This window comes from Flagellimonas ochracea, from assembly GCF_009903685.1.
GTDB classification, from domain to species: domain Bacteria; phylum Bacteroidota; class Bacteroidia; order Flavobacteriales; family Flavobacteriaceae; genus Flagellimonas; species Flagellimonas ochracea.
Map to the genome: position 1 here is coordinate 634,910 of NZ_JAAABI010000002.1, position 25,546 is coordinate 660,455.

Consider the following 25,546-nt stretch of genomic DNA (forward strand, 5'->3'; position numbering starts at 1 on the left):
ATAAAAAAAAATGTATCTTCCCCAACCAATACTTAACACATACTTAATTCTAAATTAACTCTAATTCGAACCTAATGAGAAGACTAGTAATTATTTCCCTAATGCTGTTTGGCGTTTTCTCCTATGCCCAAACAACCGTACAGGGAAGTGTAGTTGACGAAGATAACAATCCCATCCCCGGGGCCAATGTGGTCCTGGTCGGAAAAGCGGAAGGAACCACTACGGACTTTGACGGTAATTTTACCTTCAATACATCAGAACAACCGCCGTTTCAGCTACGATTTACGAGTATCGGGTTTTCAGACTTTATAACCGATGTCACTTCAAACAATCAAACCCTGAACATTACGTTGAGCGAAGCATCCACTATCTTGGATGAAATTGTAATTTCTGCATCCAGAACACCCGAACGTATTTTTGAATCTCCGGTTTCTGTTGAAAGATTTGGACTCAATGATATAAAGAAGACCACGGCAGAATCGTTCTATGGAGGATTGCAAAATTTAAAAGGAGTAGATATAAATACCAACAGTTTAACCTTCCAGTCTATCAATACTAGAGGGTTTGCCACTTTTGCCAATAATCGATTCCTACAATTGGTCGATGGAATGGACAATTCTGCCCCTGGTTTGAATTTTGTACTAGGTAACCTTGTTGGAATGTCCGAATTGGACGTGCAGAGTGTGGAAATTCTACCGGGAGCATCATCGGCACTTTATGGAGCAGGTGCCTTTAACGGAATTCTGTTCATGAACAGTAAAAATCCATTTGACTTTCAAGGTATAAGTGCTTATGGAAAAACGGGGATAACCTCTCAAGAAGCCGCTGGGGACAACAACTATTACGATTTTGGAATACGGGCTGCCCACGCATTTAGTGATAAGTTGGCCGTGAAGGCAAATCTATCATTCCTGAAAGGGGAGGATTGGCATGCAACTAGTTTAGTAGATGTAAACAACCCTGGGGCAGATAGAACAGATCCAGGCTATGATGGTCTCAATGTCTACGGTGATGAAGTGGCGGATGTTATTGATTTTGATTCCTTTGCTGGTTTGCCTACTGGAACCATAGGAAGTGCTTTAGTTTCTAGGACTGGATATGAGGAAAGGGATTTGGCCAATTACAATGCCGAAAGTGTAAAAACCGATTTTGCAGTGCATTATCGTCCTTTTGGGAATGATTTGGAATTTATTTACAATGGCCGGATTGGTCGGGGTACTACAATTTATCAAGGGGCAAACCGATATTCCGTGGACGGGTTTACCATGCAGCAGCACAAATTGGAGATAAAAAATGACAATTTCTTCATTCGAGGATATATTGTGTCTGAAAATTCAGGGGATGCCTATGATACCCGTTTTGCCGCCATCAATGTTAATAGACAATGGAAGAGAGATCTTCCAAACCCAAATGATCCTAATGAAAGGTCCTGGTTTGGAGACTACATCGGAACTTATATCCCTACCTATTTGGGAGGTATCCAACAAGCGGGATTATCTCCGGAACAAGCTTCGGCTGCTGCCCATGCAGCGGCACGAGAATTTGCAGATGAGGGAAGATTAATTCCTGGGACGCCACAATTTGAGAGCGCTTTTAATACGGTAATCAGTGATGGGGATTTGACAACGGGAGCCAAGTTTATCGACAACACCAAGTTTCGCCATGTGAACGGCAACTATAACATTGCGCATTTGATTGATGATTGGGCAGACATTCAGATTGGAGGTTCTTTCAGGGAGTACGAATTAAATTCACAAGGAACTATTTTTACGGATATAGATGGGCCCATTACCTATAACGAATATGGCGCTTATGCCCAATTACAAAAGAAACTCTTGGATGATCGCTTGAAGTTTACGGGCTCCGTTCGATACGATAAGAATGAATTTTTTGATGGGTTCTTATCTCCAAGGGTTGCCTTAGGGTATACCGCAGGAGCAAGAAGAAATCACAATTTCAGAATTTCTGCTCAGCAAGGTTTCAGAAACCCTACTACCCAAGATTTGTTTATTGGTTTGAATGCGGGAAGGGCCATATTGGTAGGTTCTGCTCCTGCCAATTTAGATAGAGATGTTAGAACCTTCAATGATGTGAGCCTTAATGGTCAGCAAGTGATTGGCCAATCTTCGGTGCAAATCGTAGGTAGGGCGGCTTACGAAAATGCATTTTCCCTGAGCTCAGTACAAAGTGGAGCCCCCGAAGCTGTAAACACGCCTATCATTAAGCCAGAAGAGATTACCACATTTGAAGCGGGGTACCGAGGACAAATTGGAAAATTTACCATTGACTTAAGTGGATACTTTAACCGGTACAAAGACTTCATCGCAAACACTACTGTAGTCGTACCTTACTATGGAACAGCAGGAGACAATGCACTTTCACTTCTAGCGTTGCAGAATGGAGATTTCCAGCCCTATCAAACTTATACCAATGCCGAAGTGGATATTGACTCTTGGGGTGGCACGGTTGGTGTAGACACCAAAGTGTTCGGGGACTTTGATTTAGGTGTAAATTATACGTACGCAGAATTTGATTTTGACCAAGCACGCTTCCCGGATTTCAGGCCAAGTTTCAATACGCCCAAGCATAGGGTAAAGGCCTCTTTTGGGAACACAGAACTATTTAAAAACTTTGGATTCAATGTAAACTACAGATGGAGCGATGCATTCTTTTGGCAAGCTACATTTGCTGACGGTGATGTTCCAGCCTATACCGTTGTGGATGCACAGATAAATTACAGTGTGCCCAGCATAAAATCAATTTTCAAGGCGGGCGGCTCTAACCTCCTCAACGAAGAGTATTTTACTGCTTTTGGATCAGGTAATATCGGAGCTATTTACTATATCTCTTGGACCATCAATCCATAGATAACAAAACAAATACTATCAAAGAGGCACTGATTTTTTCAGTGCCTTTTTTATTGCCAAAAAAAGAGGGTTTTTAGTTTCTGAATAAAAACGGAAAAGTATATCTTTGCAGCCGGAAAAAAAGAGGATTTTTTCCATGAAGTAAATCAAAATAACGCACGAATGTCTAAAGTAACAGGTAAGGTTGCCCAAATTATAGGCCCGGTCATCGATGTTGAGTTTGAATCGGGAGTAGAAATTCCGAAAATCTACGATTCATTGGAAATCAAGAGAGAAGACGGCTCCATTTTGGTATTGGAGGTACAATCCCATATTGGGGAGAACACCGTAAGGACCATTTCGATGGACTCTACCGATGGACTGAGCAGGGGAGTTGAGGTATTGGCTACTGGAAATCCAATTCAAATGCCCATCGGAGAAGAAGTTTATGGCAGACTTTTCAATGTAATTGGTGATGCTATCGATGGAATGGAAAACCTTCCAAAAACTGGCGACAACGGACTTCCTATACACAGAGAAGCGCCAAAATTTGAGGATCTTTCTACTTCTACCGAGGTACTTTATACCGGTATTAAGGTTATCGATTTGATTGAGCCCTATGCCAAAGGAGGAAAAATTGGATTGTTTGGTGGCGCTGGTGTTGGAAAGACTGTTTTGATTCAGGAATTAATTAACAATATCGCCAAGGGACACGGTGGACTTTCTGTATTTGCAGGGGTTGGCGAACGTACTCGTGAAGGAAACGATTTGCTTCGTGAGATGTTGGAGTCCGGTATTATAAAATATGGAGATGATTTCTTGCACTCCATGGAAGAAGGTGGATGGGATTTGTCCAAGGTTGACAAAAAGGCCATGAAGGAATCCAAAGCCACTTTCGTGTTCGGTCAGATGAACGAACCTCCAGGAGCCCGTGCCCGTGTGGCCCTTTCTGGGTTGACCATTGCCGAGTATTTCCGTGATGGAGCAGGAGACGGTCAAGGTAAGGACGTACTTTTCTTCGTGGATAACATCTTCCGATTTACACAAGCAGGTTCCGAAGTATCGGCACTTTTGGGACGGATGCCCTCTGCGGTGGGTTACCAACCTACATTGGCCACAGAGATGGGTGCCATGCAGGAAAGGATTACATCCACCAAAAGAGGTTCCATTACATCCGTACAGGCAGTGTACGTACCTGCGGATGACTTGACAGACCCTGCACCAGCTACTACATTTGCCCATTTGGATGCAACAACCGTACTTTCTCGTAAAATTGCGGAGTTAGGGATATATCCCGCAGTGGACCCATTGGATTCTACCTCTAGGATTTTGAGCCCAGAGATTTTGGGCAAAGAACATTACGAATGTGCGCAACGGGTAAAAGAGTTGTTGCAACGGTATAAAGAACTTCAGGATATTATCGCCATTTTGGGTATGGAAGAGCTTTCCGAAGAGGATAAATTGGCTGTAGGTAGGGCACGACGTGTGCAACGTTTCTTGTCACAACCTTTCCATGTGGCAGAGCAGTTTACCGGAATCCCAGGAGTTTTGGTAGATATCAAGGATACCATTAAAGGATTCAACATGATTATGGATGGTGAACTCGATCACCTACCAGAATCTGCCTTTAACCTTAAAGGAACTATTCAAGACGCCATTGAGGCTGGAGAAAAAATGTTGGCTGAAGCCTAATCAGTACTGAATAAGAACTTATGTACTTAGAAATAGTATCACCAGAAGCCACCTTGTTTGCCGGAGAGGTAACTGCCGTTACCGTACCAGGAATAAATGGTGAGTTCCAAATGTTGGAGAACCATGCCCCAATCGTTTCCTTGTTACAAGAAGGCAAGGTCAAGGTAAAAGGGGACATCACCATCGATGAAGAATTTCAAAACAAATTTTCCAGGGGAAGCAATGGCGAGACCATACTCTCTATTACAAGTGGAACGGTGGAAATGAACGATAATAAAGTTATTGTTCTTGCTGATTAGATGAGAACGTTTTCTGATAATAAAAAAAACCGTTCACGTGAACGGTTTTTTTTATTCTAGAATAATTAGATGCCATTCCCTTCCTTCGGAATGGTATATCCTCAAAGTCTCAAATCCAACTGAAAAATGGGCAAAGAGTGACCGTTTGTTTTTTCCGTCAACCTCAGTGATTATAGTATCAAAACCAGGTGGTAGCTTGTTGTGCATGGTAGCATACAGATTTCGGAATACTCCTTTACCCCTATAGTTCTTGTCCACACAAACCTGACCCATTACCATGTAGTTGTCTTTTCCCCCAATTGCTCTGCTGATTTCTTCATACATTGGCCGCAAGACGGCAATGGAGTCAGCAAATTTGGGGTGCATGCATAGTGCATAGCCAACAAGCCGTCCGCCCTCCATAGCTATGATATGGGCACATTCATCATTCATTTCCTGTAAAATGTCCATGGTATGTTCCACGGTTAAAAAGCCGTCTACTTCCCTTTCAGAAACTGATAGCACATTCTTCAAGTTCTTTCGCTGAAGTTCCAGAATCTGTTGTAGTTCCTTTTGGGATGAAACTTGTTTGTAAATAATCAAACCAGCACGTTTTTGAATAAAGATAGTACATTTGAAGGATGGCAGAATTACCCAAAAAATTGATACAGAAACTGGAGAAAAGGCGTTCAGAAGACGCTTTAAGGCACTTGCCAGAATCTTTGGAGTTGGTGGACTTTTCTTCGAATGATTATTTGGGCTTTGCACAGAATGAAGATTTAACTAGAGCTACTACAGACTTAACGTCTATACCTATAAACACAGATGGGTCTACGGGATCAAGATTGCTTACTGGGAACCATATACTTTATGCACAATTGGAGCAAAAATTGGCCGATTTTCATGGTACACCATCTGCTTTGGTATTCAATTCAGGGTATGATGCCAATATTGGCTTTTTTTCTTCTGTCCCACAACGCGGTGATATTGTTTTTTATGATGAATTGGTCCATGCCAGTATACGGGATGGGCTGCAAATGGGTAAAGCCAACACGTATAAGTTTGCCCACAATAATTTGGAACAGCTTAAAGAAAAAACCAGGTTATTGCGAGCACGGACCAAAAGCGATAATCAAACAGTATATGTTGTTACCGAATCGGTTTTCTCCATGGATGGTGACAGCCCCAATTTAGGGGGCCTTGCAGACTTTTGTAGTGTAAACGGATTTCATCTTGTAGTGGACGAAGCCCACGCTGTGGGCATTTTTGGGAATGGAAAGGGACTGTTGAACCAACTTGGATTGGAAAACGAGGTATTTGCCCGCATCATTACTTTTGGGAAGGCATTTGGCCGTCATGGAGCAGCTATTTTGGCTGGAAACCGCTTAAAAGAATACCTGATCAACTTCGCACGCAGTTTAATTTACACCACTGCGCTTCCACCCCATTCCATTGCCGCCATTTTGGCTTCCTATGCACAAATGGAAACTAGTGGGAAAACACACCGGAAAAAGTTATTGGAAAACATTCGCCACTTTAACGATGAAATTATGGCTTTAGAGCTTATTGAGGTTTTCATCCCGAGCGATTCTGCAATACAATGTGCTGTAATCTCGGAAAATCAAAAGGTAAAAGAAATTTCAGGGCAGTTACAACAATCAGGATTTAACGTAAAGCCCATACTTTCCCCAACGGTAAAAAAGGGTGATGAGCGACTGCGCTTTTGTCTACATTCCTATAACACAAATGAAGAAATATCCCGAGTTTTGTTATTGTTGAAAAACCTTTTAACCTAATGCAATCAGAATTTCACACCTTGGGGACTTTCGAATTCCCGGCCGATGTACAGATAATCAAAGCCAAACTGGAATCTGAAGGAATTCCTGTTTTTCTTAGGGATGAGGCTACCATAAACTCAGACCCCCTAATTAGCTCGGCCATTGGAGGCGTAAAACTTCAGGTATATTCTTCGGATTGGGAACGGGCCAAACAGATTTATGACGAGGTACGGAATTATGCTACTGATGCAGAAGGAAATCCCATTGTTTGCCCCAATTGCAAAGCAATGAAATCGGAGATTTATTATTCCAGAAGGAATGTATTTTATAAGTTATTCCCTTTTTTCGAATCGAAGAAGTACAAGTGCTTGCAGTGTAACTTCATCACCAAACCCACAAAATGAAACTATTCGTCACTGGAATATCCACGGAGGTTGGGAAAACCATAGCCTCTGCCATTATAGTTGAAGCTTTGGAGGCCGATTATTGGAAACCCGTTCAAGCAGGAGATTTGGAGTACTCGGATAGTCACAAAGTAGAAGAACTTATTTCTAATGCCAAGACCAGAATCCATAAAAACAGTTATGCGCTTAATACACCAATGAGTCCCCACGCCGCTGCGGAGATTGATGGCATTACTATTCAATTGGATGAAATAAAGCCACCTGCTACGGACAATCATCTGGTAATTGAGGGTGCCGGAGGCCTATTGGTTCCTTTAAACGATACGGATACCATAATGGATTTGATTTTACCTGATTACAAGGTAATCGTGGTTTCCAGACATTACTTGGGGAGCATCAACCATACCTTGCTGACTTTGGGGAAGTTGCAAGAAAAGCATTTCGATGTCGGAATTATCTTTAGCGGGGATGAACACCCAACAACAGAAAGTATAATTTTAAATAAAACGGGAGTTACTTTTTTGGGCAGAATTAATGAAGAGCCTCAGTTTAACAAAGAAATTGTTTCGAAGTATGCGGCGAAGTTTCGGAATGCACTAAAATCATTCTAACCGTTGATAGATGAGACCTCGGTCTATGGTTGCCAAAAGGGTATAATGGCGTTCCAAATAGGCATCAATATAGGTATTGTACTCCACTAACTTTTTGTCGAATATTTCCTTGCCTTTGCGTGCTACCAATGTTTTGGGTTGAAGCTCTTCCATGATATATTTGAGTTCTTCTAGGCCTGTTTTTCTGGGATTGTTCATGTAGGGGAACAACGCATCACGGGTTATATTACTGGGGTGGGTAGCAACTTTGGTGGGAGGTTCCACGCCCAATACCCAGTAACCAATATGATATTCGGTAAAGAATAGATTTTTGGTATCTAAACTATTGTTCAAAATGTAATTGGGCACATCTATTCCCTCACCATTGAAAAAAGTGCCCTTTTCCCTTTTGTTTGAAATTACATTGGCATATTCCAAGTAAGCTTCCATGGGAATAAGCACAAGGACAAGAACAATCAAAGACCGATAAACTTGTTTCACTGGGGAAAGCTTCCCCAAAGCGATACCTATGGGAATCAAAATAAAAGGGTAAACCTGAATAAGATAATGCCCGTTCGCCCTTCCGGCCTGAACAAAGGATAAAAGTACCCCAATGACAATGACACTTAAAATTTGCAGTGGCTTTGATTTCAGGTCCAATACTTTCGAAGCAAATCCGGCAATCAATAATCCCAAAAAGAAAATGACCGCGGGCAATACTTTTAATCGTGAATTGAGCTGGTACTCAGAGTAAGCCAAAGGGGCTTCAAAAATGGACACCCACCATGTACTTATTTCATGTTGCAGATAGTAGGGGATAGCCGTAATAAAAACTACCAAAAACAATCCAACGCCCAATAGGACAAGTTTTCCAATTGTGTCTTTTAATCTGTTTTTGAGATGACCATCATACAGTAGGTAAAGTCCTAAACACAATAACGGATAAGCCATGTTCAGTTTGGACATGATAGATAGTCCAAAGAAAATACCCATGAAAAGACACCAAAATTTCTGTTCTTTGGCCAATAGCAGATATGTCCCCACCACAAAGAAAAAAGTACAAATGTGCTCAGACATCACCCCTTGTAAACTGCCAAAAAGGCTCTGCAGTAAAACGCAGAAAATAGCAATCCAAAATGCCACCTTTTGGGAAGTGATTTTGGAAGCCATTCCATAAGTGAACAGACCAGTGAGTGCTACCAGGAGCGTTCCAAAGAAACGAATGGCTATAAAGCTTTTCCCAAAGACTTTAATGATTGCAGCAAAGAACAAAAAGGTTACAGGTGGTTTTAAATCCCAAAGCCGGGTATAGGGTAAAAATCCATCCGCCCATGATTGCCCCATGATGATGAACGTGCTTTCATCCCTATCAATATAATCACGAAAAAAAAAGGGAAACCGGATAAAAAGGGCAACCAAAAGCAATACCCAAAAAACCGTACCCCATTTCAGGTTTTTATAAATAATGGTAAAAGGAGTGTTGGTTACTTTAAGCACGCTGAAGATTAAGTTTTTTGGCTATTAATTATCATATTTGCAAGATAGATAAATTGAGGCTTTTGACTAATCAGGCAACAGTGCAAAATTTAACGGAACGGGACAAAAAACATGTATGGCATCCATTGACCCAGCATAAGACACATCCAAATATGTTGGCTCTTTCAAAAGCTGAGGGAGTGATGCTTTTTGATGAGAAGGGCAATGAATATATAGACGGAATTGCATCGTGGTACACCTGTATGTACGGCCATTGCAACCCTTATATTTTGAAAAAGGTGTCAGCACAGATGCAACAACTGGATCAAGTGGTGTTCAGTGGTTTTACGCATGAACCGGCGGTTAAACTTTCCGAGGAACTCATCAAGGTGCTTCCAAAAAATCAGGAAAAGTTATTTTTTTCCGACAATGGGTCAACAGCAACCGAAGTGGGGATAAAAATGGCGTTGCAATACCACTTCAACAAAGGAGAAAAAAGAAATGTGCTTTTAGCCTTTGAGGAAGGCTTTCATGGAGACACTTTTGGAGCCATGTCCGTCTCTGGCCTTTCCGTTTATAATGGACCCTTTGAGGAACATTTTATTCAAGTGGAACGGATTCCAGTACCGACGAAAGACAATATTGGGGATATTTTGGCACAATTGAACTGTCGATTGGAAAAAGAGAACGTGGCCGGATTCATCTACGAACCTTTGGTTCAAGGAGCTGCTGCAATGAAAATACACGATGGAAAGGGGCTCAATCAAATCCTTGAATTGTTAAAGAAACATGATGTACTCACCATAGCCGATGAGGTGATGACCGGTTTTGGTAAGACGGGCCGCTTTTTTGCTTCGGACCATTTGGATTTGAAACCGGACATCATTTGCTTGTCCAAAGCATTGACTGCCGGATTAGTCCCTATGGGACTGACAACATGTACCGAGGAAATTTACCAAGCCTTTTATAGTGATGAAACGGCAAAAGGACTGTTTCATGGGCATACTTACACAGCAAATCCTTTAGCCTGCACAGCAGCCTTGGCTGCATTGGAATTACTTCAAACCAAGGAAATACAGGAAAACATCACCAATATTGCCAATTGGCATCAACAGTTTGATGAAGAAATTAGGAATTACCCAAAGGTTGCCAACACCCGACAATTGGGTGTAATCTATGCCTTGGATTTGGACATTAAGATGGAACGTTATGGCAATTTGAGGGATAAACTTTTCCATCATTTTATGGATCAGGGAGTGTTCCTTCGTCCTTTGGGCAATACCATATACATTCTCCCCCCTTATGTAATTTCCAAAAGACAAATGGAAAAAATTTATGAAGCTATAAAATCTGCCATTGAATTGGTATAGCCCCAAACTATGTTAAAAAATCCTATTTCCATTACTGCCCTGGCATCCATTTCCGCATTGGGAGACCATTGGGAAAAGGTATGGCCTGTTTATCAAACCCACAGGCATTACTTATCTGAAATAAATATTGACGGTCAATCGGTTTGGGCTGCCGTATTGCCCGAATCCATCAAATTGGAAATTGATAAAATAAGAGAAGCGGACGCCAAGTACGAACATTTGGATGATACTGTGCTCTACGCCTTGTACACTGCTCGTAAAGCATTGAAGCAAGCAGGTTGGCAAAAAGGCTGTGATTTTGGAATAAATATAGGTTCGTCAAGAGGAGCGACACACCTTTTTGAGAAGTATCATAAATTGTATTTGGAGGAAGGAAGGGCCTCGACCTTGACATCACCAACTACGACCTTAGGCAACATTTCATCTTGGGTCGCTCACGATTTGAAGGCTAGGGGACCCGAAATTTCGCACTCCGTCACCTGCTCTACGGCATTGCATGCTATGTTGAATGCTGTGGCTTGGATTCAGAGCGGAATGACAGAGAAATTTTTGGTGGGGGGAAGTGAAGCCCCCCTGACTCCATTCACCATTGCACAAATGCAGGCATTAAAAATTTATACAAGGAATACTGGGCCTTATCCTTGCAGAGCATTGGATTTGGAAAAGAACCAAAACACCATGGTACTGGGCGAAGGTGCCGGAGCAGCCTGTTTGGAAAAAGGGGAAAAAGCCAATGCACTGGCCCTAATAGAGGGAATCGGTTTCGCCACAGAGCCCCTTGAGCATAGCGTTTCTATTTCAGCCGATGCCCAGTGTTTTCAAGATTCCATGAAAAAGGCCTTGGGCGATATTGGGATTGATGAAGTGGATGCTGTGGTAATGCATGCCCCAGGTACTGTAAAAGGAGATTTGTCGGAGTACAAGGCTATCGAAAAGGTTTTTGAGGGAAGACTCCCTTACCTGACTACAAACAAATGGAAAGTGGGACACACCTTTGGTGCTTCAGGGCTTTTAAGCGTTGAAATGGCGGTGTTGATGATGCAAAAACAACAAGGTATTTCCACACCTTTTTTCAAAAACAAACCACGTCAAGAATTCAATAAAGTACTTGTCAATGCCGTAGGATTTGGAGGAAATGCGGTCAGTATACTATTGAAATGCCTTGGGTAATAAGAGATAGTTTCCTTAAATCTTGTGAAGCCTGTTCTTAATTATGAAGAATACTTTATTTTTAACCCCAGATATCCAACTAAGATGAGAAGTACAAAGCACGACTGGACGAAAGAGGAAATTCTTGAAATTTACAACAAGCCCATGATGGAATTGCTCTACGTAGCGGCCTCCATCCACAGGGAACATCATGACCCAAACACGGTCCAAGTGTCCACCCTACTCTCTATCAAAACTGGAGGATGTCCCGAAGATTGTGGTTATTGTCCTCAAGCGGCAAGATATCATACAGACATTGAAGGTAACGACTTAATGTCTGTACAGCAGGTAAAGGCGCAAGCACTGAGGGCCAAGGCCTCTGGAAGCTCCCGTGTTTGTATGGGAGCAGCATGGCGAAATGTAAAGGATGGTCCTGAGTTTGACCAGGTTTTGGAGATGGTACGGACCATAAACAAATTGGATATGGAAGTATGCTGCACCTTGGGAATGGTCACCGAAAATCAGGCGAAACGATTGGCTGAGGCGGGGCTATACGCGTATAACCACAATTTGGATACATCGGAAGAATATTACAAAGAAGTAATTTCTACAAGAGGTTATGAAGATAGACTGCAGACCATAGAAAACGTGCGGAAGACAAATGTCACCGTTTGCAGTGGTGGTATAATTGGTATGGGTGAATCGGTAGAAGACCGAGTGGGTATGTTGGTTGCCCTCGCTACTTTGAACCCTCAACCTGAATCGGTTCCCATAAATGCTTTAGTGGCCGTTGAGGGAACACCAATGGAAGATGAAAAACCCGTAGAGATTTGGGATATGATTCGTATGGTGGCCACAACGCGCGTCGTGATGCCCAAAACACAGGTACGATTGTCTGCTGGCAGAACTGAAATGAGTCGAGAGGGTCAGGCATTGTGTTTCTTTGTGGGGGCCAATTCCATTTTCGCTGGAGATAAGCTCTTAACAACCCCAAACCCGGATGTGAACGAGGATATGGAAATGTTCAAGCAGCTTGGATTAAATCCCCAAAAAGCATTTGTGAAAGCGCCGCAGCCAGAAACCGTAGAAGCATCCGAATCAGCGTATGAAGCTTTAGGTGAAAAACCAAAATGGACAAGGCCAGGACATTCTATTGAACGCAATGAAACTGCCAAACAAAAGCATAGATCACTTTCCGCCAAATAGAATTTATAAAAGAATTAAAAACCTTTTACTAATTTAGTTGGTTCAAAATCATTGAAATTTTGAAACTGAACCTTGAAAAGATCCCTAGGGAAAAAACGCTTTCCAAACAGGAATTCTTACGTAAATACTTCAAGCCCCAAAAGCCTGTAGTAATTGAAAGCTTTATTGATGATTGGCCGGCCTATTCCAAATGGAATTTGGACTATATGAAGCTTATAGCTGGAGAAAAGACCGTTCCACTTTATGACGATAGGCCCGTGAAGCACGACGAGGGGTTCAACGAGCCACACGCCAAAATGAAGATGTGCGACTATATTGATCTTTTGAAGAGCAGACCTACCAAGTACCGTATTTTTCTCTGGAATGTTTTAAAGGAAGTTCCTGAACTGCAAAAGGATTTCAAGTATCCAGATTTTGGTATCAGTTTGATGAAAGGATTGCCCATGTTGTTTTTTGGAGGTAGCGATTCGCACACCTTCATGCACTATGATATCGATTTGGCGAATATCTTTCACTTTCATTTTGAAGGAAGAAAACAGTGCATCCTTTTTCCGCAGTCAGAAACCAAGTTTTTGTATAAGATTCCACATTCCCTGATTACTAGAGAGGATATTGATTTTACCAACCCAGATTTGGAAAAATGGCCGGCATTGGAGCATGCAAAGGGGCACATTGCGCATCTAGAACACGGCCATGTGCTGTATATCCCAGAGGGCTACTGGCATCATATGAAATATATATCACCGGGGTTCTCCATGAGTTTGAGGGCCATTGCCAGAAAACCTAAAAATTTTGGAAAGGCCGTGTACAACATCCTCGTCATGCGGCATTTTGACAATTTAATGCGCCGAGCCCAGGGACAAAAATGGATTGATTGGAAGAATGACCAAGCCATAATCCGGACGCAAAAAAAAATCCATTCAAACGTAGCATAAGCTTAAATCAGTTCTTGGATTTTAGCATAAACCAAATCACTTTCCCAACCTCGATAAAGTAGATAGTCAGCTAGTTTTTTCTTTCGCTTCTGAATGTTGGTTTCGGTTAGTTGGGACAATCGTTTTTTCGCAAGTTCATCTAAGGTTTGCAAGTAATCCTCTTCTTCAATTTCCGATAAGGCACCTTTAATGTTGTACATAGAGATTTTTCGCTGCTTCAATTCTTGCACAATCCTTTTCTTGCCCCATTTTTTTATTCGGAATTTTCCTCGGGCGAAGGATTTGGCAAAACGTTCCTCGTTTAAGTAGTTCTCTTGGATAAGATGGGTCATAATTTGGTCAATCGCAGTGGGAATCATCCGAAGCGCCCTGAGTTTTTCAAACACCTCTTGATGACAGCGTTCTTGATACGCACAAAAATGCTCCATTTGTTTCTGGGCTTCCTTTACCGAGGTATGTTTCGAAGTGGGTCGATACATAGTTATTGGTTCAGGGAAATCAGCAATTGTTTGTCAGAGGAAGTAAAAATGGAAGAATTCCCTTCGGTTGAATGTTCCGAATTGCCTGTTACAATGGAATAATTGTTCTTCGGCAAAATCAGTTGTATTGTCCAATCTGGGTTGGACTGATTTACTTCTATTTTAAGATTGTTTCCATCTTTGTGGTATAAGATGGACACGGCGTTATCCGAAATTTTTACATTTTCCAGTTGGGCTCGGTCCCAAGCATCGGGCATTTGAGGCTCAATAACAACAATTTTTTTATGTGCCAGGGGCATGATCCCGAAGAACTGTTGCACAATGGGAATGGCATAGGAGTAAATATTCCAAGCCTGGGCCATCATCCCATAATCTGGCGATACTTCATACATACTACCAGGTAGAGCATAACTAAAAGTACGTGTCATTCTATTTAAATAATCCAGTGCCTCATTGGGACGGCCATAATTGTTCTCTGCAATGGCCTGTACCCCTGTGGGCAAGGTCATTACGGCTCCCGTGTAAGAGAAAACTTTGCTTCCTTTAAATGACCCCAAATCTTTGCCAGCAGAGTCATCCCTGTCAATTCCGGTTACGAAAACCCCAAAGGGGTTGGTGAACTTTTTGGCAGTATCTAAAGCGGTAATCGCTTTGGCCGAATCAGCAATTCCCATTTCCATGGGAGTGTTCACTACCCAGTTATGATGAAGCACAAAAGGTTTCAGTGCACCATGGGAAGGATTGCGTATAATCTTCTCTTTTGTTGTCTTCAATTCCTCAATGGCCCAAGGTTTATTTAGGGTATCGGCACGTACTATGGCATCTTCAATCAAATGTAAAGCCTGCTCATCCGTACCCAAAAAATCGGCGTAGGAGTCAAAATCTTCTGACCAGAATTCCTCATTTATTTTTTTCTTTAATGTATCAGCCAAGATTTTATATGACTTGGATGCTTCAGGTAGATTTAATTCAGCGGCCATTTTGGAAGCATCATCAAAGGCCCTTTGTGTATAGGCGGCCACATCGATCATTTCACTGTCCAGTCCGTGTATTTCCATCATACCGAAGCCATCGGGAAAAAGATTTTTGTTTTCATCGTTTTCCTTCAACAACCAATCAAGTCCTTTTTGTACCGTTGGGAAGTATTTTTCCAAAAATTGTTTGTCCCCATTCCATAAGTATATTTCCCATATCAAAGAGGTGAATTGAGGCGTTTCGTTTATGTTACCTTTATTGAAAACGGAACCGTTCGTGGACATTTCATGTAAAATTTTCCCGTTTCCGTTCACGTCCATGGATACACTATCCAGCAATTTGATGGTCTTTTCCACAATTTCATTCTGCCCGATGGCCATATACCCTTTCAGGGAATATTCGCTGTCCACACCAAACCACCAAGGATAGTCTGGGATTCCTGCTCCGATACCGGTTCCAATTTCTGGCACGGTGCGGACCAACCAATCACAGTTATATTTGAGCCATTCGAAGGTTTGTTGTAGATCAGCATTGGGAATTGTCAACTTGGTTTGTTCAGACAGTTTGTTATAGCGAGCTTTCTTTTGTTGGCCCAAATCATAGAATTCGTTTTGAATGGTTTCATAGTTCTTTTTGGCATCATCAAGTGATGTGTATGAACCTGCCACTGTAAAATTCAGATTGTGCCGAGACTTGGCCGCCAAAGAAATATTGTATACCAACTCGCCGGATAAATGGTTTTCTCCTTTCTTCCTGGGCAGTTTTCCATTATCGGAAGGTGTCCGATCTGAACCATAAATGTTGAACCATGGATTTGATTTGTCTTTTACAATCCACTTTCCTTCTTCATATCGTGCTTCATCCACATCATCATACATTTGTGTGTGCTCGCCAAGCCAAGTGGGTCTTAGGTCTGTGTGGCCAAAAAACTGAAAAGAGCCGGACATGTTCTCGTTCGAATCATTCTTGATGACATATTGAACGAATACTCCCTGTTGCCCGTCCGGAACAAATTGATAACGTTCCACAACCAAATTCTTGCTGGGAAATTCAAAAATATGTTTGTTGGCAAACGGATAGTTTACGAAACTTGAAGCTTGGTTCAAAGACAATGTATCGCCACCTATAATCACTTTAGCATCGAAACCGTCCATAAGTTTGATGGGATGGTTCCAAATCCCACCCATTTCTCCTTTAATATGCCATCCGAGGGAGGGAAAAGTTCCGTTTTGGTGACCCACCATATACACACGATCACCAGCGGTAACGAACGGAGAATCCAAGTAGGCTTCCTTGCCTTGTATTGATTGGGAATCCGTTAAAAGGTCGGACAGGTATAATGGCGCCTCTGTTGAACAACTTAAACATAGTATGGAGGTAAAGAAAAAAAGAAAGAATTGCCTCATAATATCGACCCAATTGGTGTGCTATAAAAGTAGTATTTTGAAATGAAAACCGATCTAAACAAAAAAAGCGACCTCATTACGAGGTCGCTTTTTTTATCTAATAATTTTACCTTCTTTATCCTTGAAATGATATTCAAGGTATTTATAGGCATCCCTAGGTTGTACCTTTATCCATTTTTTATAGGTTTTGAACCATTTGGAACGGATAGAGGGAAATCCTTTGGTGAGATAAGCAGCAATAAAAGGGTGAGTATTCAGCTCAATTCCCTTTTGCTTGTTGTTTCCGTTGAGGATTCTTTCTAAATCAACCTGGATCTTATCTATCAAAACTATAGGGGCCTCTACCTCGGCACCTGTAACATTGGGATTTTCCTCACTGGTTTTTATCTTCATTTCAGGACGCACCCTTTGTCTAGTAATTTGTACCAATCCAAATTTGCTGGGGGGTAAAATCTTGTGTTTTGCCCTATCATCCTTCATTTCTTCCCTTAGGTGGTCGAAGAGTTTTCTTCTATGGTCACCTTTGGTCATATCGATAAAGTCTATTACAATGATGCCTCCCATATCCCTTAACCGCAATTGTCTTGCAATTTCGGTTGCGGCCAACAGGTTCACCTCAAGAGCGGTGTCTTCTTGGTTTTTGGCCTTATTGGAACGATTGCCACTGTTTACATCAATTACATGGAGTGCCTCCGTATGTTCAATGATCAAATAGGCTCCTTTGCTCATAGAAGCGGTGCGCCCAAAAGATGTCTTTATTTGACGCTCAATCCCAAATTTTTCAAATATGGGAGCAGAGCCCGTGTAAAGTTTTACAATGGATTCTTTTTTTGGTGCAATCTCACTTAAATAATCCTTTATTTGATCATGTAGCACTTCGTCGTCAACATGGATTCCAGCAAAGGAGTCGTTGAAAACATCTCGAAGAAAGGAGGAGGCCCTATTGACTTCCACCAGCACTTTTGAGGGATGGTCTGCTCTGTGCAATTTCTTGCACATGGTTGTCCATTTGGACATTAAATTCTGGAGATCTTTGTCCAGTTCTGCAACTTTCTTGCCTTCTGCAACGGTACGTATAATTACCCCAAATCCTTTGGGCTTAATGCTTTTCACAAGACGTATAAGCCTGTTTTTCTCTTCCTTGGTTCCGATTTTTTGGGATACGGAAACACGATCGGAAAAGGGGACCATGACCAAATAGCGACCGGCTAAAGATAGTTCGGAGCTGATTCGTGGCCCTTTGGTGGAAATAGGTTCTTTTACAATTTGTACCAGTAATGACTGATTGGCCTTGATAACTTCATTTATACTGCCATTCTTGTCAATGTCTTTTTCAAATGGAAAATCTTTTAGGGAGAAATCCTTTAGTCTCCCTGTTCTTGCTTTTTTAATGAATTTAAGCATTGAGGACAATTGCGGGCCGAGGTCATGATAGTGCAGGAACGCATCTTTTTCATAACCTACGTTGACAAAGGCCGCATTTAGGCCTGTAACGGGTTTTCGTATCTTGGCTAGGAAGATATCCCCTACAGAAAAGTTGTTGTTGTCCTCTTCTTTATGTAGTTCAATAAGTTTTCCATCCTTTAGTAAGGCAAAATCGACTGCATCAGGACCAGATCTTACAATTAATTCTCTATTCACCTGAATCGATTTTTATTTATCCCTGTTCATTTTTGGGATAAATGATTAAACAATATGTAGAAATCGGCTATTTTTCAAACCGACTGAAATTCTTTATTTGAATCTCTATGTCAAAGAACGTATACGCTAAAAATGAAAAAGTAGTTACAACAACTACTTTTTCTTGTGTCGGTTAGCTCTCCTGCGTTTTTTACGCTTGTGGGTCGCAACCTTATGTCTTTTTCTTTTTTTACCACTCGGCATATGGCTCTTCCTTTTATATTAGTTATATTACTTTACTTGGACGTTGCTTTTTACACCCTCAACAAAAACCTTTGCAGGCTTAAAGGCAGGGATATTGTGTGCAGGAATTTTAATAGTTGTGTTCTTTGATATGTTTCTTCCTGTTTTTTCTGCCCTTGTCTTTATGATAAAGCTTCCAAAACCTCTTAGATAAACATTATCTCCATTCTCTAAGGATGATTTCACTTCGTCCATAAAAGATTCTATCGTTGCTTGTACGTCTCCTTTCTCAATTCCTAGTTTCTCCGAGATTCTAGTTACGATATCTGCTTTCGTCATTTCGTCTAATTATTTTCTGTTTTTTAGGGTTGCAAATATAAACATTAAAATTAATCTTTCATTTAATGCCTTTAATTTTAAGTATATAAACTACTACATTTGATCCCTAGTATTTCCTGCTATGCTTTTTTCCCAAAAAATATTGAAGTGGTATCACGAAAACAAACGGGAACTTCCTTGGAGAAGTACCAAGGACCCTTATCGAATTTGGCTCTCTGAGGTGATATTGCAGCAAACCAGGGTAGCACAGGGATTACCCTATTACCAAAATTTCTTGGAATCATTTCCCACGGTATACCATTTGGCCTGCGCTTCAGAACAAAAAGTCTTGAAATTATGGCAAGGACTGGGGTACTATTCCCGTGCAAGAAACCTGCATGCCACCGCTAAGATGGTTGTGGAGCATTACGACGGAAAATTTCCCAACACCTACGAAGAGCTCAAAAAACTCAAGGGGATAGGGGACTATACGGCCAGCGCCATTGCTTCAATTTGTTTTGGAATACCCGAACCCGTTGTGGATGGCAATGTGTACAGAGTGCTCGCTCGGTTTTTTGGCGTAGAGCTTCCCATAAACACCACCAAGGGCATCAAGTATTTTAAAAAATTGGCAAGGGAAGTCATGGATTCTGAAAATAGTGCCGATTATAATCAGGGCATAATGGAATTCGGGGCTGTGCAATGTGCCCCCAAAAATCCAAAGTGCCAAGAATGTCCATTGAATGCGGGTTGTAAAGCATTAAAGGACAATAAAGTGCAACTTTTACCACTTAAACAAGGAAAGACCAAGATAAAGAACCGGCACTTTAACTATTTGGTTTATTTGGATTCCAAAAAAAATACAATTCTTGAACAACGTCAGGGAAGGGGAATCTGGCAAAACCTATATCAATTTCCATTGCTTGAATCGGAAAAGGAAATGGATTTGTCAGAGGTTAAGGATAAGGCAAAAAACGCGGATTATTTACCCTCATGGGATACCGCTGACCTCTATAATGGGCAGCCGATAGTGCACAAACTTTCGCACCAACACCTCTATACCAAATTCTGGATTTTGAGAACGGAAGAAATACTGGTCGGTGCAACACCTTGGAACAAAATACATGCTTTTCCTGTACCTGTTTTGATTGCAGATTTCATCCAGAGATTTAAAATTTAGTACTTTTGCCTAATTAAACAGTTATGAGCGGAACATTAAACAAAGTAATGCTGATTGGGCATTTGGGAGACGAGGTGAAAATCCACTATTTTGAAGGGGGCAACTGTATTGCAAGATTTCCTCTGGCCACCAATGAAACCTATACCAACAGGCAAACTGGTGAAAAGGTTACCAATACTGAGTGGCACAATATTGTTGTCAGGAATAAAGCTGCTGAAATTTGCGAAAAGTATCTTAGCAAAGGCGATAAAGTATATGTGGAAGGACGATTGAAAAATCGGCAATGGCAAGGTGAAGATGGCAATATGCGTTATACCACCGAGGTGCATGTGCAAGATTTTACCTTTCTGTCTACCAAAAAGGAGAGTATGGCCAATTCCCAACAAGGTGCTGGCGCAATATCACAGAATGAGCCTGTAAAATCAGCGGAGACTCCAACGGTTCATGAAACAGAGGAAGATGATGACCTTCCTTTTTAGAAAATAAGTTTAAAACGATATACTTTGGATCCCGAGCCCCATTGTTTGGCGTTTTTCTTTACCGCATTCGGTGGAATATTCTATGTTAAGATAATTGTGCTTCTGCTTCTTTTAGGTTGCTCAGCCATGATTTCGGCTGCAGAGGTAGCCTTGTTCGGCCTTTCCCAAACCGATTTGAACGAAATGGGCGAAAAGGATTCCGCCAGGGGGAAGATTCTGATTTTGTTATTGGAGCGCCCAAAAAAATTGCTGGCCACCATTTTAATAACCAATAATGCCATAAACATTGGTATTGTTTTGCTGTTCAGCTCTATTGGGGACACTATTTTTACTGGGCTCGATGGTACGCTCCGCTTTGTGTCTGAGGTTGTTGTCGCCACCTTTTTAATTTTGATGTTTGGGGAGATACTCCCAAAAATATATGCCAGCAGAAACCGAATCCAGTTTTCCTACCTTATGGCATTGCCACTCAAATTTTTGAATGCTTTGCTAACACCATTAAGTGGCCCTATGCGTTCGGCAACCATTTTTATGGAAGAGAAATTGGGAAAACAAAAATCCAGCCTAAGTGTAAACCATTTGTCCCAGGCTTTGGAACTGGCTTCGGAAGGGGACACCACTAAGGAAGAGCAAAAAATTTTGGAAGGAATTGTAACCTTCGGCAACACCGACACCAAACAGGTTATGCGGCCCAGAATAGACATATTTGCCCTTAATGAAAAAATGAAGTTCCCTGAGGTTATCCGAGAGATAAAGAAGAACGGATATTCCAGAATCCCCGTTTTTTCCGAGAATATGGATAACGTGCTGGGGGTTCTCTATGTAAAGGACCTGCTTCCTTATCTGGATCGGAAAACTTTTAACTGGATGTCATTGATTCGTGAACCCTATTTTGTCCCAGAGAATAAAAAACTGGATGACCTACTGTTGGAATTTCAGGGTAAAAAAAATCATTTGGCGGTTGTGGTTGATGAATACGGCGGTACTTCAGGCATAGTTACCCTTGAAGATATCATTGAAGAAATTGTTGGGGATATCAGCGATGAATTTGATGATGAAGATCTTATTTTTTCCAAATTGGATGACCATACCTATGTTTTTGATGGAAAAACTGCCTTGAAAGATTTTTATCGAGTGGTCAAGATTGAAGATGAATCAATTTTTGAAGAACAAAAAGGCGAGTCGGAGACCATAGCTGGATTTGTCCTCGAAATTTCTGGAAGTTTTCCCAAAAGAGGGGAGAAAGTCCAGTTTAAAGACTATCAATTTTTAGTGGAAAGCTCCGATAAAAAAAGATTGAAACGCATTAAAGTAACTTTGCCCCATGAAACATAACCCTATCATTGCCCTTATCCTTATAGTGTTGCTTTCAGGGTGCAGGGATGAAGTGCAGCCCAAACCTAAGGCCATGTTGCGTCTGGAATATCCTAAAGCGGGATATCAAACCTCTGATTTAGGTTGTGCCTATGTTTTTGATCAAAATAAGCTATCCACCCTAAAGGAGAATAAAGATTGTTCTTTGGTTTTGGACTACCCCATGATGAAGGGGTCTATTTTTCTTACCTATAAAAAAGTGGATGGGAACATTCGGGAACTTTTGGTAGATGCTCAAAAGCTGACCTATGAGCATGTCGTAAAAGCCGACAACATAGCTCCAAAGGAGTACATCAACCGGGATGAAAAAGTGTACGGAATGTTTTATGAAGTAAGTGGAAACGCAGCCTCCCAATCCCAATTTTATGTCACGGACAGTACAGACCATTTCTTGACTGGATCACTTTATTTTTATGCCAAGCCCAATTATGACTCCATTTTCCCGGCTGCGGTATACCTACAAAATGATATTAAGCGAATAATGGAATCTCTACGTTGGAAGTAGCGACTATTCTTCTGACAACAACTGTTCTGCCTCGGCAATACTTGAATTGATTTGATTTTTAAGTGCCTTAACCTTTTCTTCCTCCTCGTTAAGCCACAGTTGTTTTTCCTCTGAAAGCGCTTTTCCCTCCAAAATCTCTTCAGAGTCAAAACGATCACCAAAGTTTTTCATCCAATCCATCATGGCAGTGTTGGCATCTTGTAAGTCTTTCATGGCAGCTTCGTATTGCTGACCCATTGCCGTGGTATCCACTTTGCTTTTAAGTTCTCCAACCAATTTGCCAAGCTTTCCCATTTTGGGCATTACCTCATCGTGTATGGCCATTACCTGTTCCATTTGAGAGGGTTTCTCATCTCCCTTTTTTTTCTGGTTACAGGAGATAAATGCAAGGCCGAACAGTAGAAGTGAAAGTGAAAGAATTTGTTTCATGCTGTAGATTTGAAAACAAATTTAACCAATGTAAATAGAAACCCTGTTGTTAAAATGTGCAATTTGATTTGGAAGGTGACTTATGTCACTTTTTAAAAAAGTGGACTTCCATATTTTTGCCGCTGAAACAGTTTTTGTATTTAGGATAAATAGATTACAGTGTCACCAAAGCAATACAAATCGCTTGCCTTTTCGTTGCTTTTCATCACCCTGATTTTGATGAGCAACCTGCGCTTTTCAGCGATGTATGTGTACTACAGTGTTGCCAAGGAAGACTTTATAGAGCGGCTTTGTGAAAACAAGGATAAACCACAACTTAACTGCGATGGTAAATGTATGCTTTCCCAGATGTTGGTCGCACAAAGTGAAGAGGAAGAACAACCTTTGCCGACCATTGGATGGGAGCAGTTGGTTTTATTTTTGCCTGAATATCCAAACTATGTTCTCGCAGACCTTACAAAAACCAATGAAGTAAACCACTATCCTCAAACCAATTATTCTTTTAATTTCATAGTTGTACCCTATAAACCTCCCATTTTTTAAGGTTTTGTATAAACAAGATGCGTTACGGCATCAGATAAAGAATACATAAACCTTAAATTTTAATACAATATGAAATCGTCAATATTGACAAAACTCTTCGTTTTGTCCCTTGGGACCTTGGGGTTCCATGTACAAGCTCAGGTTCAGCAAGATTCCCTTACCAACAAACTTGTTTCATTAAACGAAGTAGTTGTTGAGGGAGAAGACAGGTCGGACCCTGTTTTTTCCATGGTGGAGAGTGAGCACGCTAAGAAAGTGGTCCAACCCAAAAATGTGGCAGACTTGTTCAAAGACATTAATGGTTTTGCCCTGATCAAAAGAGGGAATTACGCTATTGACCCCTCATTTAGAGCTTCCCAATACGAACAATTGAACGTTCAATTTAACGGGGGCACCAAAGTGATGCACGCCTGCCCAAACCGGATGGACCCAATAACCACCCATGTTATTCCAGAGGAGATTGAGCGAATAGAGGTGGTAAAGGGGCCTTATACGTTTCGCTATGGGGCTACATTTGGGGGTCTGATAAATTTGGTCACCCATGATGTTGAAAAAGGAGAAAAAGGGTATCATGGTCGGGTAGAGTTTGGGGATGAGACCAATGGTAACTCCATCACTTCTTTGGTCAACCTTAAGTTGGTAGAAGACAAGTATGATGTCAACGCTAATTTTGGATATCGAAATTTCGGCAATTATGAGGACGGCAACGGAGTCGAAGTTCCATCCTCTTTTAAAAGCACGGATTATGGATTGCAAATGGGATATAACCTAGGCAAGAAACAACGTCTTCAAATGGAATTTAGGCAATCCTTTGGTAGGGATGTGCTTCATGCAGGATTGCCAATGGATACCGAGGAAGATAACAGTACGGTGCTATCACTCGATTACAAATGGCAGGATTTGGGCGGAATTTTGTCCACCTTGAGGAGCAAAGTATATTATTCAGGAGTAGACCACATCATGACCAACGAACTGCGCCCCAGTTTTATGATGACCGAAGCCGTTTCCAATGTGGATGCGGATACTTTTGGAGGTAGGTTGGAGTTAGAATGGAAACCTGTGGCCGATTTAAAACTCTTTACGGGAATGGATGCCCTTTCCATAGGTAGGGAGGGCGAAAGAGTTCGTTTGGTAAAAATGAACATGGCCGGAAACCCGCTACTTGTACCAATAGAATTTATAGATGACGTTTGGCAGGATTCCAAAATCGAAGATTATGGCCTTTTTGTTGAAGGCCAATATCCTGTAACGGACAAATTATTGTTGAAAGGCGGAGTGAGATATGATTTGGCACTATCGGAAAGCAGAGATCCAGATGAAGATTTTGCAGCACTCTATCCTGAGCTTGATTCAAGAACAGAAAACAATATCAGTGCCACGGCTTCTTTGAAATATGGCATTGCCAAAAACCTGTTGGTGGAGTTTGCCTATGGAAGGGGTGTTCGCTCTGCCAACATGATCGAAAGGTTCATCAACCATTTTAATGTGGGCCAGGATCCTTTTGAACATGTGGGAAATCCATTTCTTGAAGCAGAAGTAAACAACCAGTTTGAGGTAGGTGTAAAAGGGAAGGTTGATTTCGAAGGGCCTTTCGTGGACCAATTGCGCTATGGAGCTTCAACCTACTATTCAATCTATGAAAATTATATAGCTCCTCTGATTGATGAATCTTTGCAAAGGAAGTATATGCCCATGGCCCAACCCCAAGCGGTAAAACGTTTCGTGAACCTTGAAGATGCGTACAAGACAGGTTTTGAAGTTTTTGGGGAAATTCAATTTTTGGATCATTTCAACTTTAAGAGCGAGGTAGCCCATGTGTATACAAAAAATAAGGATTTGGATGAAGCTCTTCCTTTGACCCCACCCTTGGTGACGCGCTTTAACCTAGGCTTTGAAAGGGAAAAAATATGGGCAAGAGGTACCTACACGCTAACCTCGGAGCAAGCGGACATTGCAGATTCGTTTGGGGAGCAGGTAACCGCAGGCTATGGAGTGCTGGACCTCCGTTTTGGGGCCAAACCTTTTAAGCATGTCAATTTGGGCGTTGCGGCCATAAATGTTTTTGACAAAGCGTACAATAACCATTTGAACTTCGCATTTGTGAACCAAGCCGATTTTGGAAGAGTTCCCATAAATGATCCAGGAAGAAATCTTTCGTTTTTTGTGCAATACAGTTTTTAGAATTTACTGCCAATCAAAAAAGGACGCCAATTTGGCGTCCCTTTTTATTGAACAAATAAAGAGAGTTATTTGAGACCATCAGTCCAAAAC

At 41.5% G+C, this 25,546-nt stretch carries 23 protein-coding genes; 16 read left to right on the forward strand and 7 right to left on the reverse strand.

The features are described 5' to 3' along the window. The first annotated feature begins 74 nt into the window (after positions 1 to 74). From GTQ34_RS08485 to GTQ34_RS08495, 3 genes are all read left to right on the forward strand, one after another. Complete coding sequence (locus tag GTQ34_RS08485) at positions 75 to 2,867, forward strand: TonB-dependent receptor (RefSeq protein ID WP_166523340.1); 2,793 nt, start codon at positions 75 to 77, stop codon at positions 2,865 to 2,867. Between the two features lie 162 nt (positions 2,868 to 3,029). After that, a complete protein-coding gene (atpD, locus tag GTQ34_RS08490; RefSeq protein WP_166523341.1) occupies positions 3,030 to 4,538 on the forward strand; it encodes a F0F1 ATP synthase subunit beta in 1,509 nt (502 codons plus the stop codon). Between the two features lie 20 nt (positions 4,539 to 4,558). Beyond that, a complete protein-coding gene (locus GTQ34_RS08495) occupies positions 4,559 to 4,837 on the forward strand; it encodes a F0F1 ATP synthase subunit delta/epsilon (RefSeq protein WP_166523342.1) in 279 nt (92 codons plus the stop codon). Positions 4,838 to 4,888: 51 nt separating this feature from the next. On the opposite strand, the gene GTQ34_RS08500 is transcribed toward GTQ34_RS08495, so the two are convergent. Beyond that, on the reverse strand, positions 4,889 to 5,419 hold the full coding sequence (locus tag GTQ34_RS08500; RefSeq protein ID WP_166523343.1) for a GNAT family N-acetyltransferase: 531 nt from the start codon (positions 5,417 to 5,419) through the stop codon (positions 4,889 to 4,891). Between the two features lie 38 nt (positions 5,420 to 5,457). Between GTQ34_RS08500 and GTQ34_RS08505 the strand changes: the two genes are divergently transcribed. The 3 genes from GTQ34_RS08505 to bioD are packed head-to-tail and all read left to right on the forward strand — an operon-like array spanning position 5,458 to position 7,609. Continuing rightward, positions 5,458 to 6,612 (forward strand): aminotransferase class I/II-fold pyridoxal phosphate-dependent enzyme, encoded by a 1,155-nt coding sequence (locus tag GTQ34_RS08505; RefSeq protein WP_166523344.1) that lies wholly within the window; start codon positions 5,458 to 5,460, stop codon positions 6,610 to 6,612. Continuing rightward, positions 6,612 to 6,998 (forward strand): putative signal transducing protein, encoded by a 387-nt coding sequence (locus tag GTQ34_RS08510; RefSeq protein ID WP_166523345.1) that lies wholly within the window; start codon positions 6,612 to 6,614, stop codon positions 6,996 to 6,998. The genes GTQ34_RS08505 and GTQ34_RS08510 overlap by 1 nt, the downstream gene beginning before the upstream one ends. Beyond that, a complete protein-coding gene (bioD, locus tag GTQ34_RS08515) occupies positions 6,995 to 7,609 on the forward strand; it encodes a dethiobiotin synthase (RefSeq protein ID WP_166523346.1) in 615 nt (204 codons plus the stop codon). The genes GTQ34_RS08510 and bioD overlap by 4 nt, the downstream gene beginning before the upstream one ends. On the opposite strand, the gene GTQ34_RS08520 is transcribed toward bioD, so the two are convergent. Beyond that, a complete protein-coding gene (locus GTQ34_RS08520) occupies positions 7,601 to 9,085 on the reverse strand; it encodes an ArnT family glycosyltransferase (protein ID WP_166523347.1) in 1,485 nt (494 codons plus the stop codon). The genes bioD and GTQ34_RS08520 overlap by 9 nt on opposite strands. An 80-nt stretch (positions 9,086 to 9,165) precedes the next feature. On the opposite strand from GTQ34_RS08520, the gene bioA reads away from it, so the two are divergent. From bioA to GTQ34_RS08540, 4 genes are all read left to right on the forward strand, one after another. Beyond that, a complete protein-coding gene (gene bioA / locus GTQ34_RS08525; protein WP_166523348.1) occupies positions 9,166 to 10,434 on the forward strand; it encodes an adenosylmethionine--8-amino-7-oxononanoate transaminase in 1,269 nt (422 codons plus the stop codon). 9 nt (positions 10,435 to 10,443) lie between these two features. Further along, the gene (locus GTQ34_RS08530; RefSeq protein ID WP_166523349.1) at positions 10,444 to 11,604 is read left to right on the forward strand and encodes a beta-ketoacyl synthase N-terminal-like domain-containing protein; all 1,161 of its coding nucleotides are present in this window, start codon (positions 10,444 to 10,446) and stop codon (positions 11,602 to 11,604) included. A gap of 84 nt (positions 11,605 to 11,688) precedes the next feature. Then, entirely contained in the window at positions 11,689 to 12,789 is a 1,101-nt protein-coding gene (gene bioB, locus GTQ34_RS08535) for a biotin synthase BioB (RefSeq protein ID WP_166523350.1), read from the forward strand. A 59-nt stretch (positions 12,790 to 12,848) separates the two neighbouring features. After that, positions 12,849 to 13,724, forward strand: coding sequence for a cupin-like domain-containing protein (locus GTQ34_RS08540; RefSeq protein WP_166523351.1), 876 nt, complete (start codon positions 12,849 to 12,851; stop codon positions 13,722 to 13,724). Between the two features lie 2 nt (positions 13,725 to 13,726). Here the strand turns inward: GTQ34_RS08540 and GTQ34_RS08545 are convergent, their stop codons facing one another. The 4 genes from GTQ34_RS08545 to GTQ34_RS08560 all read right to left on the reverse strand — a co-directional run bounded on the left by GTQ34_RS08545 (position 13,727) and on the right by GTQ34_RS08560 (position 18,786). Continuing rightward, a complete protein-coding gene (locus tag GTQ34_RS08545; protein ID WP_166523352.1) occupies positions 13,727 to 14,203 on the reverse strand; it encodes a regulatory protein RecX in 477 nt (158 codons plus the stop codon). A gap of 2 nt (positions 14,204 to 14,205) precedes the next feature. Then, positions 14,206 to 16,584, reverse strand: a complete 2,379-nt coding sequence (locus GTQ34_RS08550) for an alpha-L-rhamnosidase-related protein (protein ID WP_166523353.1) — start codon at positions 16,582 to 16,584, stop codon at positions 14,206 to 14,208. A gap of 93 nt (positions 16,585 to 16,677) precedes the next feature. Next, on the reverse strand, positions 16,678 to 18,225 hold the full coding sequence (locus GTQ34_RS08555; protein ID WP_166523354.1) for an Rne/Rng family ribonuclease: 1,548 nt from the start codon (positions 18,223 to 18,225) through the stop codon (positions 16,678 to 16,680). A 270-nt stretch (positions 18,226 to 18,495) separates the two neighbouring features. Next, positions 18,496 to 18,786: an HU family DNA-binding protein gene (locus GTQ34_RS08560; protein ID WP_166523355.1), complete on the reverse strand. Its 291-nt coding sequence runs from the start codon at positions 18,784 to 18,786 to the stop codon at positions 18,496 to 18,498. Positions 18,787 to 18,907: 121 nt separating this feature from the next. On the opposite strand from GTQ34_RS08560, the gene mutY reads away from it, so the two are divergent. The 4 genes from mutY to gldD are packed head-to-tail and all read left to right on the forward strand — an operon-like array spanning position 18,908 to position 22,303. Then, positions 18,908 to 19,945 carry an A/G-specific adenine glycosylase gene (gene mutY / locus GTQ34_RS08565; RefSeq protein ID WP_166523356.1) on the forward strand — a complete coding sequence of 346 codons (1,038 nt, stop codon included), beginning with the start codon at positions 18,908 to 18,910 and terminating at the stop codon, positions 19,943 to 19,945. 23 nt (positions 19,946 to 19,968) lie between these two features. After that, a complete protein-coding gene (locus GTQ34_RS08570) occupies positions 19,969 to 20,424 on the forward strand; it encodes a single-stranded DNA-binding protein (RefSeq protein WP_166523357.1) in 456 nt (151 codons plus the stop codon). 24 nt (positions 20,425 to 20,448) lie between these two features. Next, positions 20,449 to 21,759, forward strand: coding sequence for a gliding motility-associated protein GldE (locus GTQ34_RS08575; RefSeq protein WP_166523358.1), 1,311 nt, complete (start codon positions 20,449 to 20,451; stop codon positions 21,757 to 21,759). Continuing rightward, positions 21,749 to 22,303, forward strand: a complete 555-nt coding sequence (gldD, locus tag GTQ34_RS08580) for a gliding motility lipoprotein GldD (RefSeq protein WP_166523359.1) — start codon at positions 21,749 to 21,751, stop codon at positions 22,301 to 22,303. The genes GTQ34_RS08575 and gldD overlap by 11 nt, the downstream gene beginning before the upstream one ends. A 3-nt stretch (positions 22,304 to 22,306) precedes the next feature. On the opposite strand, the gene GTQ34_RS08585 is transcribed toward gldD, so the two are convergent. Beyond that, complete coding sequence (locus GTQ34_RS08585) at positions 22,307 to 22,732, reverse strand: hypothetical protein (protein ID WP_166523360.1); 426 nt, start codon at positions 22,730 to 22,732, stop codon at positions 22,307 to 22,309. Between the two features lie 159 nt (positions 22,733 to 22,891). Between GTQ34_RS08585 and GTQ34_RS08590 the strand changes: the two genes are divergently transcribed. Both GTQ34_RS08590 and GTQ34_RS08595 read left to right on the forward strand, forming a co-directional pair. Beyond that, positions 22,892 to 23,275, forward strand: coding sequence for a hypothetical protein (locus tag GTQ34_RS08590; protein ID WP_166523361.1), 384 nt, complete (start codon positions 22,892 to 22,894; stop codon positions 23,273 to 23,275). A 69-nt stretch (positions 23,276 to 23,344) separates the two neighbouring features. Beyond that, positions 23,345 to 25,456 carry a TonB-dependent receptor domain-containing protein gene (locus tag GTQ34_RS08595; protein ID WP_166523362.1) on the forward strand — a complete coding sequence of 704 codons (2,112 nt, stop codon included), beginning with the start codon at positions 23,345 to 23,347 and terminating at the stop codon, positions 25,454 to 25,456. Positions 25,457 to 25,546 lie beyond the last annotated feature (90 nt).